The following is a 14,153-nucleotide window of genomic DNA, read 5'->3' on the forward strand; positions in this document are numbered from 1 at the left end:
TGGGGTAGGAGGTAGATTAATTAATTTATCTACCTCCTTCCCGATTTTAGCTACATATTTTTCATGGCATTATATACTATGGCACAGAAATCAGAAAATGTCAGCAAATCGTAGGGTTTGAATTCTCCATCTTTTACATCCATTACCTCTAACGCAGTTACTATCGCTATGCTGTTTTTAGCTTCCTTATCAAGGTCATTGATATCTTTTGCCGGTAATATAAAGCATATATCCGAGTCTACAAGTTTACCATAACCCGCAGCTCTCGAAAGCCATAGGGCAATCTGGGCTCTTGTAACGGCATCGGATGGTTTTACATCCTCTTTTATCACACCTTGTTTCATTAAAGCTTTCAAGGCGATTCCTTCAGGCGTAGTTTCTACAGCCCCTTCCTCTGTTCTGGGCTCTGGCGTTGAATAATAATTTGGAATAAATGCCTTAGTAAGTATTAATGCAGCCTGGCCTACCGTCACATTTTCACTAACCTCTGGTACCGGTTGAGGCATAATACCTATATCAATGAAAATCTTTAAGATCTTCTCATTCTTATCTCCGATTACTCCAGTATAAGGGTCGACCTTTCCTCCTGGCATAGGCAAGGTTGATTCACCATATCCTACAAACTCACCCGTCTTGGCGTCTATCCCAAAGCCGTTGATATCGGAGAGTTGATAAACAGGAATCGGTTCCCCCACAGGATCTCCTGTATACTGATCTCTCGGTAAAGCAAAGGAGAGCTGAAGTTTTTGATACTGAGACAGCTTTACCTCGGCTTCTTCAATGGTAATAATTCCAGTAGTATCGATCTTCTCGATGTCATTGTACTTAATATTAAATCGAACTACCTTACCCTCGTTATCAACATTGACATTAACCGTATTAACGGGGTATAAGACTCCCTCTTGATACATGATGAAGTTAACTGTGTAGTTGTAATCTTTCCCAGACACAACCAACATGTTTTCAAAAGGAAGACTTACCTTGGATAAATAATCCTTTGCAATTTCCACTGCCTTTTCTATTCCTATACCATTATCGGCATCCGAGAAAGTCGGCTGATTTAACCCTTCGCCATAATTAAGGCTTATTATCTTCCCTGTCTCCACCTCAATTACTGAGTAAAAATTGATGTTGCTATCTTTATCCCCATGATTAGCAAAAATATTATATACGTTTATATTTTGGTCGTTATAGTTTTCCTTTATACTGATGTTTAGAGTGAATTTTTCTGGGTCATTACCCATGCTCTTCAGATATTCTTCCACAAAATCCTTTGCTTTCTTTTCATCCATTTTCCCCAGGGAAGACATTTTATTTACATTGGTTACCTTATACTCTTCCCTTTCGCCCATCTCAAAAGTCTGACCGGTGTAGTTTACGGGCTCCCCCGTTCTAGCATTAATCCCCATTGGCAAAGGATATAAGCCAGCGCTCTTGGCCGGAGCATACAAGAGCTTATTTTCGGGAGGGGAGTACTCTCTCCATATATCCTTCTGAACAAGGAAGGTACCCATTATTTGATCCATTTTCTCTAAAGCTTCATCTTCGCTCAGTAACCCATCGATGTCAACCTTAGATATGTCTGTCCAGTTAATGTAATAATTTGATACCTTTCCGGTTGTGGCATCAATACTTATATCTATCCCTTGGTTGATATCTATCCCGTCGTTGATACCACTTAGCTGTTCAATGTTTCTCTTGAAATGATAGGTATAATTTGTCTGCCCGCCTTTATAATAATAAAAACCATATTGAAAATCAGGGGCTTTGTCTATCTGGTCATACTTGTCGGGTGCGTATCTCTTTATGAAGTTTAAAGCATTGTCTTTGAGCTCATCCCTTGTGTAGTTTGGCACATTGCTATCTTCGCTGCCCGGATAATTGTTTTTGTAGTACCAATAGCTCACCAACTCACCGGTGGAGGCATCCACCATAGCAGTGACAGTTATTTCTTGATCCCAATAGTGAATATTCCAAGCCTCAGATGGTACATCGTACCTATAACTCAGGTCGGCATTAAACTTTGCCGCATCAATACCTGAGATCTCTGATACTAAGTTTTTAGCCTGCTGGGAAGAATACGTCGGCTCGACAGCAAAGACGCCCACCGCCAACATGCTTATGAACATAACAGTTGTAAGAACAACTGATAAAATATTTTTCATTGTTTACCATCTCCTCATATTTGCCTTCACTCCGAAGAGGATTCAAAGAAATAAATCTTCTTGTGGATAAATTATACAACATTCAAATAACAAAAAGTAAATCAAGTTCCAAGACAATAATTACTATCTAGCCATTATCCTATTTCGAGGACAATTAATTATGATCCCAAACGGATAGTAAGAATTCATACTCCATCCAAAGAAATAAGCGACTTCTTGCCTTAAGGAGATTAAAAACAATCACAAAATTACCTCAGCATTTCAAAGAATTTTTTCCTTCCATTAGTAGTATCTGCAAAAAAAATCAAAAAAAGAAATCCTCTAGGGGAAATGGGCCTCATAAAAAAAGAAATCCTTAAGGGGTGGTGGGCGGGAAAAGATAATCAAATAAGCTTCATAAATCGAAAGTAATTTAAAGACTAAGCTTCCAAAAAAACTTATCAAAAGACTTTTTTACCTTAGACTGCAAATTTTTATTTCTCCCTACAAAATGAGAAAAGATATATTATATATTTTTATATATTTATATTAATAATATAAAACCTTATAGGGTGTCCCAAAAATTGACCCACAACTGGGTCAAAATTTGACCCAAAACTGTCCCAATTTTTGACCCACCTTGTCCCAAAAACTGACCCACTAAAAATGGCGGCAGTTTTCATAAAAAAAGAAATCCTCAAAGGGGTGTGGGGGATCATAAGGGGCGAAGCCCCTTAATCCTCTGAGGGAGGAGGGTGGGAACAGATAATCAAATAAGCTTTATAAACAACGGAAATCTTAAAGGCTAAGCCTTTAAAAAAGGGATCAGAAGGGACAAAGTCCCTTCCACAAAGGGCGCAGCCCTTTAACTTTCCTCAAGCTTCTCAAGCTTTAAAAAAGGGATCAGAAGGGACGGAGTCCCTTCCACAAAGGGTGGCGGGTGGGAATAGATAAATAGTAAACAATTATTTACCACAATTTAAGTATTCTTACGGATACTATTAGTGGAGGTGAGAAAATGAAAGAAATAGTAGGACTAATCCCAGACCTTGTACAAATGGTGGAAGTACCTGGTAACGGCAAAAAGAAAAAAGAAATCGTCCTAAACGCAGTCAGAGAATTCTTAAAATCCATTGGAAAATACTCTCCGATCATGGATCTAATAATCTCCATACTCATCGACGGAGTAGTAGCGTTACTATTTCCAAAACCAGAAAAACCAGAAAAAGCATAAAATGATTTCTCTCCGGGGAAGCAAGGCAGCACAAACCAGGAAACGCCCCAGAAGGGGTCTAAGGAAATAAAAACACACAGGAGGTGGTAACACATGGCAATGAACTTAGAATCAAGAAAGGGAAAGATCGTCTGGATAAGCATAGTAGACGGAAAAGAACAAAAAAAGTATAAAACCTACGACTTATTCACAGACGTAGAAGCAGACATAAAAACCGCCTTACAAGGATTAGTCTCACTCTGTGAAAACACCAACGCTGTCTATTACTTCGACGAAAGCTACGAAATAATCTAAAAAGGGGGAAATAGCGAATGAGAAGATTAAGAATGAAATTCTATGACTCAGCAGAAGGAAAAAGCAAAACCCTATCAGTTGACGGAGTATTAGAAACACTAACGCAAGCAGAAATAGAACCAATAATGCAAAGCTTGATAGGCGTATTAGTACCAACAACCGCACAAGTAGACGAAGCAGAAATCGTTGAAACAACGACAAATGAAGTATTCAACCTCATTCAATAAAGGAACATACTCATGCCTCTTGACGGGGCATGAGTTTTTTGATATATTAGTATACGCACGTATAATTACTTTGTTTAAGGGGTGGCAGTCGCTTCCTTAAGCTTTTCATCCCTCAAATACATTTAGCTGATACCTTAGTTACCCGCTCTTTGAAAACCGTTAATCCTTTCTTTTACAAAATAAAAATTTAATAAATCTTGATTATAGTTAATTATTTACGTTTATGGACAATTAAAAGTGATTATTCGATAATTCCTCCCTTTTTCTTTGCTTTACTTTTTAGATATTTTGTGGTAGCATTATACAAACATTTTGCAATCGATTTCATAAATAACTACAAAGATACTATAAAAATTAAATTTTATACTATGAATTCGAATGCACAAGGAGAAAAACTATGAAAAAACAAGATTTTAAGATTCGTTATAGTGAAATAGCAAAACTAGCTGGAGTATCAAAAAGTACTGTTTCCAGAGTTTTTAATCACCCAAATAAAGTTTCAGAAAATACTAAGAAAATTGTTTTTGACGTGGTTAACAAGCTAAATTATCGCCCAAATATGATAGCAAGAAGCTTAAGAGTTGATAAAACTAATACAATTGGGATTATAATTCCAGACATAACTAACTCTTTTTTTTCAGAATTAGTAAAAGGCGTGCAAACCGAAGGACATAAAAATTCATACATGGTACTTATTGGTAACTCTTTTGAAAATGCAGAAATGGAAAATGAAATTGTTTATAGCTTTTTAAGTAGGAAAGTTGATGGCTTAATTATTGTTACTACCTCTTCTTATCCTAATTATTTAAAAGATTTATTTGTTCCAACAATATTCGTAGATCGTCTAATAAATGATATTTCATTTCCGCAAATTACAAGTAACAATGAAAAAGGTGGGTATTTAGGAATGAAGCACTTATTATTCGAAAAAAACCGAAAGAATATTTTAATTGTCCATGGCCCGCTCAAATTCAGTAATATTCCTAGAAGGTTAGAAGGTTGTAAACAAGCGTTTGAGGAATTCAACCGATTAAATTCTGCTGATCGCGAAACAGCTAAAATGGAAACATTAGAACTTTCAACGGTCAGCGTAAGAGCTGGAGAATATGTTGGAGATCACATTTTAAAAAATTCCACTGATTTTGATGCAATTTTCGCTTTAAGCGATCTTATTGCTATAGGAATATTAAAAAAGATTAAAAGATACAGGAAAATTGGAAAAGAAATATCAATATTAGGATATGATGATATAAAGGAAGATAAATATGTAGAACCAGAATTAAGCTCCGTGAAGCAAGAGAAAAGTGGTATGGGGAAGAGGGCTTTTAAACTATTTATGAGTGTATTAAAAGGTGAAAAATTAGAAAACAGTAACATTATTTTACCTGTAGAAGTAATGAAGAGAAGAACTTCGTAACAATGCTTACGAAATATAAAGAAAGCTTCTTTAACTCAAAAATTTTAATATTTGTTTCTTTAACTTTATTAGCTTAAAAGATGATTCTAGGATGGAGGTGATTGTTTATGAAATAACGAAATGATGAAATATGGTGAAATTATCAAAATTTAAAAAACTCATGAGGAGGTAAAAACATGAAAAAAAGTATTTTGATTCTGTTGGCAGTATTGATAAGTTTTAATCTATTTGCATGGAATGCTTTAGAAGGAACTGAAAATGTCCTTCCAGAGAAGCCCTATAAAGTAGCAGCTTTGTTGAAAACGTTGCAGAACCCCTTTTGGGTAGCAATGAGAGACGGTTTACAAGAAGAAGCAGAAAGGTTAGGAATTCAACTTGACGTTTATGCAGCTCAGACAGAAAACGATATGTCTGGACAATTAGCTATTATGGAATCAATAGTTCAAAAAGATTACGATGCAATACTTTTTGCTCCTATAACCCCAACAAATTTAATCCCCGCAATAGTTGAAGCAAATAAAAAAGGAATTGTGGTTGCTAATTTAGATGCCGCAATAGATTTTGAAAAATTGAACCAAGCCGGAGGGCATGTTGTTGGATTCGTTTCAACTAACAATTATAATGTTGGGAAAATGGCCGCCCAGTATATTGCTAATTTGATAGGTGAAGGAGAAGTTGCAGTAATTGAAGGAATAGCAGGTGAAGTATCTAGCGAAAATAGAAAAAATGGATTTTTAGATGAGATAAAAAAATATGAAAATATAAAAGTAGTTTCAGTTCAACCTGCTAATTGGGACAGAATGAGAGCTTTAGATGTTGCAACCAACATGCTTACGTCCTTCCCCAATATAAAAGCAATATACGCCTGTAATGATACTATGGCATTGGGAGCTGCACAAGCTGTGTTTAATATGGGCAAATCTGGTAAGGTTCATGTAGTAGGAACAGATGGCATTCCAGAGGCCTTACAAGCTGTGCAAAGTGGAAGAATGAGCGCAACTATAGCTCAAGACCCAGCCGGGATAGGGGTTGCTACATTACGTGTTGCTATTTTTACGTTAAATGCAATGAATGGAGAAGTTCCAGCTCAACTAATAACAAAATAGCTATAAAAAAATTTTCAAACAATGGGGGGGGTAACCTCCCATTGCTTTAGTAAGTATTTTCAAGAAAAAAAGTTTTTCCAATGGTTTCTTGTATTTCCTCTCCATTAATCAATAAGGAGGATCGTTATGAGAGAAAATGTTGTGATGAAAGTAGTGAACCTTACTAAAGACTTTCCTGGAGTGAGAGCATTAGATAACATTAATTTTGATTTATTAAAAGGAGAAATTCATGGGCTAGTTGGCGAAAATGGTGCAGGTAAATCAACATTAATTAAAATTTTAAGTGGTGTTTATCAGCCTTCTTCAGGTGAAATGTTTATAAATGAACAAAAAGTGGAACATTTAACCCCTCTAAAATCTAAAGAATTTGGTATATATGTTGTTCATCAGGAATTAAGCCTTATTAATACACAAAGTGTAGTAGAAAGCTTTTATTACCCAAGAATTGCATCAACAAATAGTTTTATCAATTGGAATAAAATGAGAGAAGAAGTCTCAGATTTTCTAAAATCTTTAAAAATAGATATAGACATTGAGGAGAAAGTAGGGATTTTACCAATAGGTAAAAGACAATTATTAGAAATTGCCAGAGCTTTTTTTTATAATTCAAAAATAATTTTATTAGACGAACCCACATCGTCATTGAGTGAAAATGAAATATGGAAACTTTTTGAAATCATTTCTAATTTAAAACAAAAAGGTGCTTCTATAGTCTACATATCTCACAAAATTGACGAAGTAATGGAAATTGCAGATAGAATTACAGTATTAAAAGACGGTAAAATAACTAATCAATTTAATAAACTTGAGGCATCAGTTGATAAAATTGTTAACAGTATGGTTGGAAAAAGCTTGAGTTTTAAGTATTCAAGCCAAGATGACCTAAAAAAACTGAAGAACAGTAGACAGAGAAACGAAAAGAAATTAGCGCTTTTAAAGGTAAATAATCTTAACAATGGGAAAGAATTAAAAAACATTTCATTTGAAGTTGAAAAAGGGGAGATTCACGGATTTTTTGGTGTGATTGGTTCGGGTAGAACAGAATCAATAAAATCAATAATCGGAGCCAATATTTTAAAATCAGGTAAAATTTCATTTCAAAATAATGAAGTGAAATTTAAAAGCCCTTATTCTGCTTTAAAACATGGAATAGCTTATGTAACTGAAAATAGGAGAGAAGAAGGGTTGATATTCACCCTTGATTTAAAAAACAATATCTCACTTGTAAGATTTAACAAAGAAAATAAACAATTTATTGATTTCTATCTAGAAAGAAAAATAGCTCTTGATGCTATAAAGATGTTCAAAATAAAAGCACGTTCAATATCCACTGGGGTTAGAGAACTAAGCGGTGGAAACCAACAGAAAGTTGTAATTGCTAAATATTTTTTCGCTAATCCAAAATTATTGATTCTCGATGAACCTACTAGGGGAATAGATGTAGGAGCAAAAGAAGAGATTTATCGTTTAATATTTGATCTTGCCAATTCGGGGATCACCATTCTTTTAATTTCTTCTGAATTACCCGAGATAATGATGCTCTGCGATAGAGTTACTGTTTTTAAAAATGGAAAAACCATAACTACTTTAGATTTAGACAAAGTCAGTGAAGAAGAGATTTTGAAGGCTGCTACAGCATAAATTATTTTTTAAGTTTCATAAACATCCAAATTATACGAGGAGGAAAATCTGATGAAATTTTTTTCAAAAAAATTTTCTTATGATAAAAAATTTAATTTTTCAAAATTTTGGGAAAAATTCGGAACATTAATAATACTCTTATCTTTAATTATTATTTTTTCATTTATGTCCCCATTTTTTTTCACTGTAAACAATCTAGTACAAATACTAGTTCAATCTTCAATTTTCATGCTTATAGGAATGGGAGAACTATTCGCTATCTTAACTGCAGGAATTGATTTGTCAGTAGGTTCTATATTAGCCTTAACAGGCGTATTCACTGCAAAGTTAATGACTTTAGGAATACCTATTTGGATATCAATATTAGTTGGGATTCTGATAGGGGCTTTGTTAGGATCTTTTAATGGTATGCTGGTAGCTTTTACTGGGTTGCACCCTTTTATAATAACTCTGGGAACAATGAATATTTATAGAGGAATAACTTTAGTTATAACTGAAGCAAGACCTATTTTTGATTATCCTTTTGAATACAATAATATATTTTCTGGTAATATCTATGGTATACCTAATCTTTTAATTATAGTAGCAATAGTAGCTTTAATAATTTACCTTTTCACCAAATATACCACATGGGCAAGAAATATTTATGCTCTTGGTGGAAATCGAGAAGCAGCATGGTTAAGTGGAACAAGAATCAACTTAACTACAATCTTAGCATTTACTTTGTCAGGGCTTTTAAGTGGGATAGCAGGTTTATCAATGATTGCAAGAGTTGGGGCAGCTGAACCTTTAGCAGGTTCGGGATACGAATTGTTTGCAATAGCTTCTACAGTAATTGGCGGAACAAGTTTTTTTGGAGGAGTGGGAAATGTTCCTGGTACTTTATTGGGTGCAATAGTAATTGGGGTTATAAACAATGCTTTAAATATATTTAATGTTCCAACTTTTTATCAACAAATTCTTACAGGTGTCATAATTATCGCAGCTGTGTACGCAAATAAAGTAATAATTAGAAGGGGTGAATAATTTATGTCAATTCTTTTTTCTGCTTCAGTTATGTGTGCTGATTTTACAGATCTGAAAAATCAATTAAAAAAATTAGAAGAAATAGGAATACACCGTTTGCATTACGATATTATGGATGGGATATTTGTACCAAATATAACTTTAGGCATTGATATGATTAGAGACATAACCAAAGTTTGTTCTTTGCCTATAGATGTTCATCTCATGGTTACGGAACCTGCAAATTTTTTGGAAATGTTAATAAAATATAAGATTGATTCAATTAGCTTCCATGTAGAAAGTAACCCAAATGAAGCCTTTAGAATGGTAGATTGGCTTCATGATCATAATATTAAAGCGGGAATAGCTATATCCCCTATCACACCAGTATCCCAGATTGAGCTAATTTTAGGAAGGGTTGATATTATCACGGTCATGACCGTAGATCCTGGCTTTGCTGGGCAACACTTTATTCCTGTTGTTTTAAAAAAAATTGACGCCTTAAGAAAAATTCGGGAGGAAAATAATTTTAAATATACAATAATGGTAGACGGCTCCGTCAATCTAAAGACTATACCTGAAATAATGACACATTCACCTGATATTCTAATTTTAGGTAATTCAGGATTGTTCGGAGATTCTGAAGGATTAGAAGCAGCATATAAGAAGATACTTACTTTACCGGAGGTGAAAACATCTTTATGATTTTAGAAAATGATTTTTCTTTCTTTGATTGGGAGTATTTACAACTAGAAAAGCCAACAGATATTTATGTAAAAAAACTAAGTAATATGAAAGAGCAATTCATAGATAATTCGGTTGTTTTGAAAATTTTAAGTTCGGCAGATCTTGTTTTATACAAAGTAGAAAAATTTGAACCAGAAAAGGGAAAAGGAAATTTAATTTTCAGCGTGACCTCCTTGTACCCTGGAACAGTTGGAAGAGAATATTTTTTTACCCAGGGACACTACCATCAGAATGATTTTGCAGAAATTTATATTTGCCTAAAAGGAAAAGGCCTATTATTGCTTAAAGATAAAAATAATGAGCAGGTTTATAATTTTGAAAAAGGATCTATTAGTCACATCAACTCAAACTTCGCTCATAGAGTGGTCAATATAGGGGATGAAATGTTAAAATTCATTTCCGTTTATAATGTTGATGCAGGTTTTGATTATGAAAAAGTGATAAAGGAAGGAGGCTTTTCTACTAAAATTGTAAAAAGCGAAAATAGTAAAAGCTATAAAATTGAGACTTTATAAATAAATAATTTACGAAAATTTTTAATTTCTAGAGTTTTAGTTTAAACCTAATTTGATAATTTCTAATGATGATAAAAATATGAATGCCCACTTCAGAAATAGGCAAAAGCAACGATTGACTAAAAGTAAAATTAGTTAAGGCAAGAAGAAAAAGAACTAAAATATTGGATAATTATCCAAATTGCTCTTTGAAAATTGAGATAATTCTTCAAAAAATCGAAAAGTAGTTAGAATTGAAGAATTTTTTTGGAAAAATACGCACGAAAAAAGTATAGTTAATGAATAACCGTTCATTTGGGAAGTATTGAAAAGGATTTAATCTTTCTAAAGAAACAAGCTAAGAAGCAGTTTCATAATCACCGCTTGAATCATATGCGGCATCAGCTAAGAAGTTAAACCCACTGAGATCCAAACACTTAACAACCTTTTCCAAAAGGACCAAAGCATAATTCTTGACATGATGGCAAGCAGGGGAAACAACGGTGAAGATAGGGACGTTGATCTCCTCTTTGATACCTTTAAGAACGGTAAAAACGATAACCTTATCCAAATAAGAAGGAGCAAACTCCTTCTTAAAGGAAGAGAAAGTAGCTTCAGAAGGAACGTAGTTGATAATAGGATCGAAACCTATGCATTTAGCAAAGGAAGGGGTACTCTTAAGGAAGTGAATCAACTCCCTTACTGTAAACCCTTAACCTTCTGAACGAAGATAGCTTTAAGTAAAGCTCGACGGGAGTACCCTGTTCTGCCCATCTTATTATTGAAATCTGGGACAACAGACCAATCGATCATATCGATTAAATCAAGGAGATATTTAAATTCAGAATGTTCTTTCATATAATCAGAGTAGACGAAATCGAAGTACAGTTGAGAAGAGTTACCGAATAATGACAATTGAATGACCTCCTTACGAGATAATAAAGATAAGGTATCAAATAAATTATACAGTGAGGAGGTAAAAGTACAATATTGAAGGTATTAAAAGTTGGTTACAATGCATGTTTTAGAGTTTCTAAAGACGATAAAGTATTAATTATTAGGAGGTACTAATAATGGCAGTTCTGGTTTTTGATATAGGTGGGACAAAAACCGCTTATGCTAAGGTCAATACTTATGATGATATAGAAGACTTTAATATGGTTGAAACAAGAACTATTTATAATAATGTTGAAGATTTTCTCGTAAATATAATTAATAAGTTTCTTTTGAAGAATTCTGATATCGAGGGTGTAGCAATTGGTATACCGGGTACGGTTGATTACATTGACAATAAAATAATATCATGCCCTAATGTAAGTGTACTTGACGGCTTGAATTTATCAAAATTGATTGGAGAAAAGGTAGGTATCCCCTTAATAGTGAGTAGAGATGTTAATTTTAGCATTTTAGCTGAACATATTAAAGGATCGGCAAAAGATGTAATGAATGCATTAGGGATATTTGTAGGAACAGGATTGGGAGCAAGTATATTAATAAATGGGAAAATCTTTTTAGGGAGTCATGGTGTGGCTGCAGAGTTGGGACATATTTATTACCCAAAAGGAGAAAATAAAGTCTGTCAATGTGGAAATATTGATTGCGTCGAACTTTATGCCTCAGGAAAGAGTTTAAAAGAAAAAAGTATTCTTTTTAGAAATAAGTTTAATAAAAAAATCTCTGAAAAAGACTATTTTATTTATAAAGATCCTGAATGGCAAAAAGAAATTTATTCATTTATAGAAGCTCTTAGTTTTAGTATTTCCACATTTGTTAACTTGATTGATCCGGAGGTGGTCGTGATCGGTGGAGGAGTTTCAAAAGCTAACGGATTCCCTTGGGAAGTAATAATTAATAAAACTAAAGAAAAACTAAGGAAACCTTTACCCTATAGAAAAGTTTCTTTTAGGGAGGCAAAAATGGATTATAAAGAATCATTGATAGGAGGATATTCTTTTTTTCACCAGATATTAAAAAACCAATGACTAATTTTTTTAAATTAATTTAATATTTTCCTCATGTTTTTTTAATCTAATTTAATTAAATCCATTTTTTAGATTGACACTTACCGAAGAAACAACATTACGAATAAATTCCAAAAAAAAGGAAAAATCAAACGGTTAATTAATTATTTCGGTGTTATTTAATCATGCTACATACCTAAAAATTATACATAGGAACCATTGTGGCCGTGGTAAGAGAAATTCTTATAAAAATTGCAAATGCAAAGTATGGGTAATTAGTTTAAAACGGCGTGTTAGATCATAATTAATTGTCGTTGAAATAGGGTAATAGTTAGATAGTATTTATGTTTTTGAACTTGATTTGTTTTTTGTTAGTTGAATGTTGTATAATTTATCCACAAGAAGATTTATTTCCTTGAACCCCCTTCGGGGTGTTTCTTCTCTCAATTTTACCATGTTTAAAGTTTCGTATGTTTTCTTTAGTTGAGATTTAGTTTTTTCGTTAACAGTATTGCTTTCAAGCAACCGTTGGTATGGAGTCTTAGGTTTCTCGTATTCTTTTTTTATTGTTTTACCCTTGTCGTTCTTTACTTTGTTTTTTAGTTTAAAGTTAGCTATGAAGAAGTTATCAAGTAAGTCTGCTTTGCTGTAAATCTCGTTGAGCAGACTTACTTCTTCTTCACTCTCATACCTGAAATACCCTACCAATTTTCTTACCTTATCCCCTAGATAATTCCCAACATTTCCACAATATCACTTCATGAATAGATTCATGTTTTTTTCTTGCCTCCTTCCAAAAGAATCAAGGATATGATAACATTTCAAAGACATCAAATTATGATCTACCAATCTTTTTCACGGACGTCTAATATGATCTAATGTGGGGACGTTATATGAAATTGAATTTCTAATATAATAAAAATCGGAGGTGATAAAAATGGCAAAATTCTGTCAAAGGTGTGGTAAGAGGCTCCGTTTTTCTACTAAAGGTGTGCTTTGCAGAGATTGTGAAACGGAAATAGAAAAAGAGATATTAGCAACAAAGAGCTTTACCGAGCAGCAAATGGAACTTCTTAAAAAGCAGGACAAACGATCATTGATTGAGTTGTATTCTAGAATATACGACCAATTTGAAGCTGACAAAGAACTTGAAGAAGAAGAAATAGAAACCTTACGAAAGATGCAAGAGGCGTTCGGTTTAACAAACGAAGATATTGAATTTGACGATCGTATCAGGCCCTACATTTATGTGAATACAATAAGAAAAGAAGGAAAGTTGCCGTCTGTAGACTTGCATATAGAAGGTGGTAGTCAAGTGATTTTAAAGAAGAAGGAAATTGTGCATTTTGCGGATAAAGCCATCCTTTATGAAATGAAATCAATTAACTTGGGTTATAGTGGAGGGTCGCAGGGCGTAAGTTTTCAGATTGCAAAAGGTGTTCGTTATAGAGTAGGGGCTCATAGAGGACATATGGTAAAAGAGGACCGGCTTGTTAAAACATCGATGGGGGTTCTTATTATCACGAATCAGAGACTTTTTCTGCATCCTTTCCCTGGTTATAAACCGTTAAGCATCCCCCTAAATAAGATTTTATCTTACCAATGCTACAATAATGGGATTGAAGTATATAAAGAGGGTAGAGAAAAAGGCTATTTCCTTTCTATGAACAAAAGCGGCTCAGTTGAGGTATTTGGACTGTGCCTCGGATATTTATTAGGATAGTGAAACAGTGTAATCCTCTTTCGTTAACAGCGTTTACATAGCATAAAAGGTTTATGCCTAATGGCATTTATTAAAATTTTTGCTTTGTAAAAACTTCTTGGTTTTCTTCCAAAAAGTATGAGTAGAAAAAATAAAATATGAACAAATAATTAAATAATCT

The 14,153-nt window shown here is 33.6% G+C and carries 15 protein-coding genes; 11 read left to right on the forward strand and 4 right to left on the reverse strand.

Features of this window, described 5'->3' with window-relative positions; translation table 11 throughout:
* Positions 1-50: 50 nt before the first annotated feature.
* Entirely contained in the window at positions 51-2,165 is a 2,115-nt protein-coding gene (locus X925_RS10335; RefSeq protein ID WP_158245455.1) for a YcdB/YcdC domain-containing protein, read from the reverse strand.
* 997 nt (positions 2,166-3,162) lie between these two features.
* On the opposite strand from X925_RS10335, the gene X925_RS09065 reads away from it, so the two are divergent.
* The 9 genes from X925_RS09065 to X925_RS09105 all read left to right on the forward strand — a co-directional run bounded on the left by X925_RS09065 (position 3,163) and on the right by X925_RS09105 (position 10,330).
* Positions 3,163-3,378, forward strand: coding sequence for a hypothetical protein (locus X925_RS09065; RefSeq protein ID WP_121959740.1), 216 nt, complete (start codon positions 3,163-3,165; stop codon positions 3,376-3,378).
* Between the two features lie 93 nt (positions 3,379-3,471).
* Positions 3,472-3,672 (forward strand): hypothetical protein, encoded by a 201-nt coding sequence (locus tag X925_RS09070; protein ID WP_103065614.1) that lies wholly within the window; start codon positions 3,472-3,474, stop codon positions 3,670-3,672.
* A 17-nt stretch (positions 3,673-3,689) separates the two neighbouring features.
* Entirely contained in the window at positions 3,690-3,899 is a 210-nt protein-coding gene (locus X925_RS09075; protein ID WP_012209090.1) for a DUF2922 domain-containing protein, read from the forward strand.
* 397 nt (positions 3,900-4,296) lie between these two features.
* On the forward strand, positions 4,297-5,316 hold the full coding sequence (locus tag X925_RS09080) for a LacI family DNA-binding transcriptional regulator (RefSeq protein ID WP_121959741.1): 1,020 nt from the start codon (positions 4,297-4,299) through the stop codon (positions 5,314-5,316).
* A 176-nt stretch (positions 5,317-5,492) separates the two neighbouring features.
* Positions 5,493-6,422, forward strand: coding sequence for a D-allose transporter substrate-binding protein (alsB, locus tag X925_RS09085; RefSeq protein ID WP_121959742.1), 930 nt, complete (start codon positions 5,493-5,495; stop codon positions 6,420-6,422).
* Between the two features lie 126 nt (positions 6,423-6,548).
* The gene (locus X925_RS09090) at positions 6,549-8,063 is read left to right on the forward strand and encodes a sugar ABC transporter ATP-binding protein (RefSeq protein WP_121959743.1); all 1,515 of its coding nucleotides are present in this window, start codon (positions 6,549-6,551) and stop codon (positions 8,061-8,063) included.
* A 51-nt stretch (positions 8,064-8,114) separates the two neighbouring features.
* The gene (locus X925_RS09095) at positions 8,115-9,089 is read left to right on the forward strand and encodes an allose ABC transporter (RefSeq protein WP_121959744.1); all 975 of its coding nucleotides are present in this window, start codon (positions 8,115-8,117) and stop codon (positions 9,087-9,089) included.
* 3 nt (positions 9,090-9,092) lie between these two features.
* Positions 9,093-9,773: a ribulose-phosphate 3-epimerase gene (locus X925_RS09100; protein ID WP_121959745.1), complete on the forward strand. Its 681-nt coding sequence runs from the start codon at positions 9,093-9,095 to the stop codon at positions 9,771-9,773.
* Positions 9,770-10,330 (forward strand): glucose-6-phosphate isomerase family protein, encoded by a 561-nt coding sequence (locus X925_RS09105; RefSeq protein ID WP_121959746.1) that lies wholly within the window; start codon positions 9,770-9,772, stop codon positions 10,328-10,330. The genes X925_RS09100 and X925_RS09105 overlap by 4 nt, the downstream gene beginning before the upstream one ends.
* A gap of 337 nt (positions 10,331-10,667) precedes the next feature.
* Here X925_RS09105 and X925_RS09110 read toward each other — a convergent pair whose 3' ends face one another.
* Positions 10,668-11,003, reverse strand: a complete 336-nt coding sequence (locus X925_RS09110; RefSeq protein ID WP_121959747.1) for a hypothetical protein — start codon at positions 11,001-11,003, stop codon at positions 10,668-10,670.
* 5 nt (positions 11,004-11,008) lie between these two features.
* Positions 11,009-11,224 carry a hypothetical protein gene (locus X925_RS09115; RefSeq protein WP_121959748.1) on the reverse strand — a complete coding sequence of 72 codons (216 nt, stop codon included), beginning with the start codon at positions 11,222-11,224 and terminating at the stop codon, positions 11,009-11,011.
* A gap of 158 nt (positions 11,225-11,382) precedes the next feature.
* On the opposite strand from X925_RS09115, the gene X925_RS09120 reads away from it, so the two are divergent.
* The gene (locus tag X925_RS09120; RefSeq protein ID WP_121959749.1) at positions 11,383-12,291 is read left to right on the forward strand and encodes an ROK family protein; all 909 of its coding nucleotides are present in this window, start codon (positions 11,383-11,385) and stop codon (positions 12,289-12,291) included.
* 321 nt (positions 12,292-12,612) lie between these two features.
* Here X925_RS09120 and X925_RS09125 read toward each other — a convergent pair whose 3' ends face one another.
* The gene (locus X925_RS09125) at positions 12,613-12,978 is read right to left on the reverse strand and encodes a hypothetical protein (RefSeq protein WP_121959750.1); all 366 of its coding nucleotides are present in this window, start codon (positions 12,976-12,978) and stop codon (positions 12,613-12,615) included.
* 229 nt (positions 12,979-13,207) lie between these two features.
* Between X925_RS09125 and X925_RS09130 the strand changes: the two genes are divergently transcribed.
* A complete protein-coding gene (locus X925_RS09130; RefSeq protein ID WP_121959751.1) occupies positions 13,208-13,993 on the forward strand; it encodes a hypothetical protein in 786 nt (261 codons plus the stop codon).
* Positions 13,994-14,153: the final 160 nt, after the last annotated feature.

The organism is Petrotoga sp. 9T1HF07.CasAA.8.2, from assembly GCF_002895585.1.
GTDB classification, from domain to species: domain Bacteria; phylum Thermotogota; class Thermotogae; order Petrotogales; family Petrotogaceae; genus Petrotoga; species Petrotoga mobilis.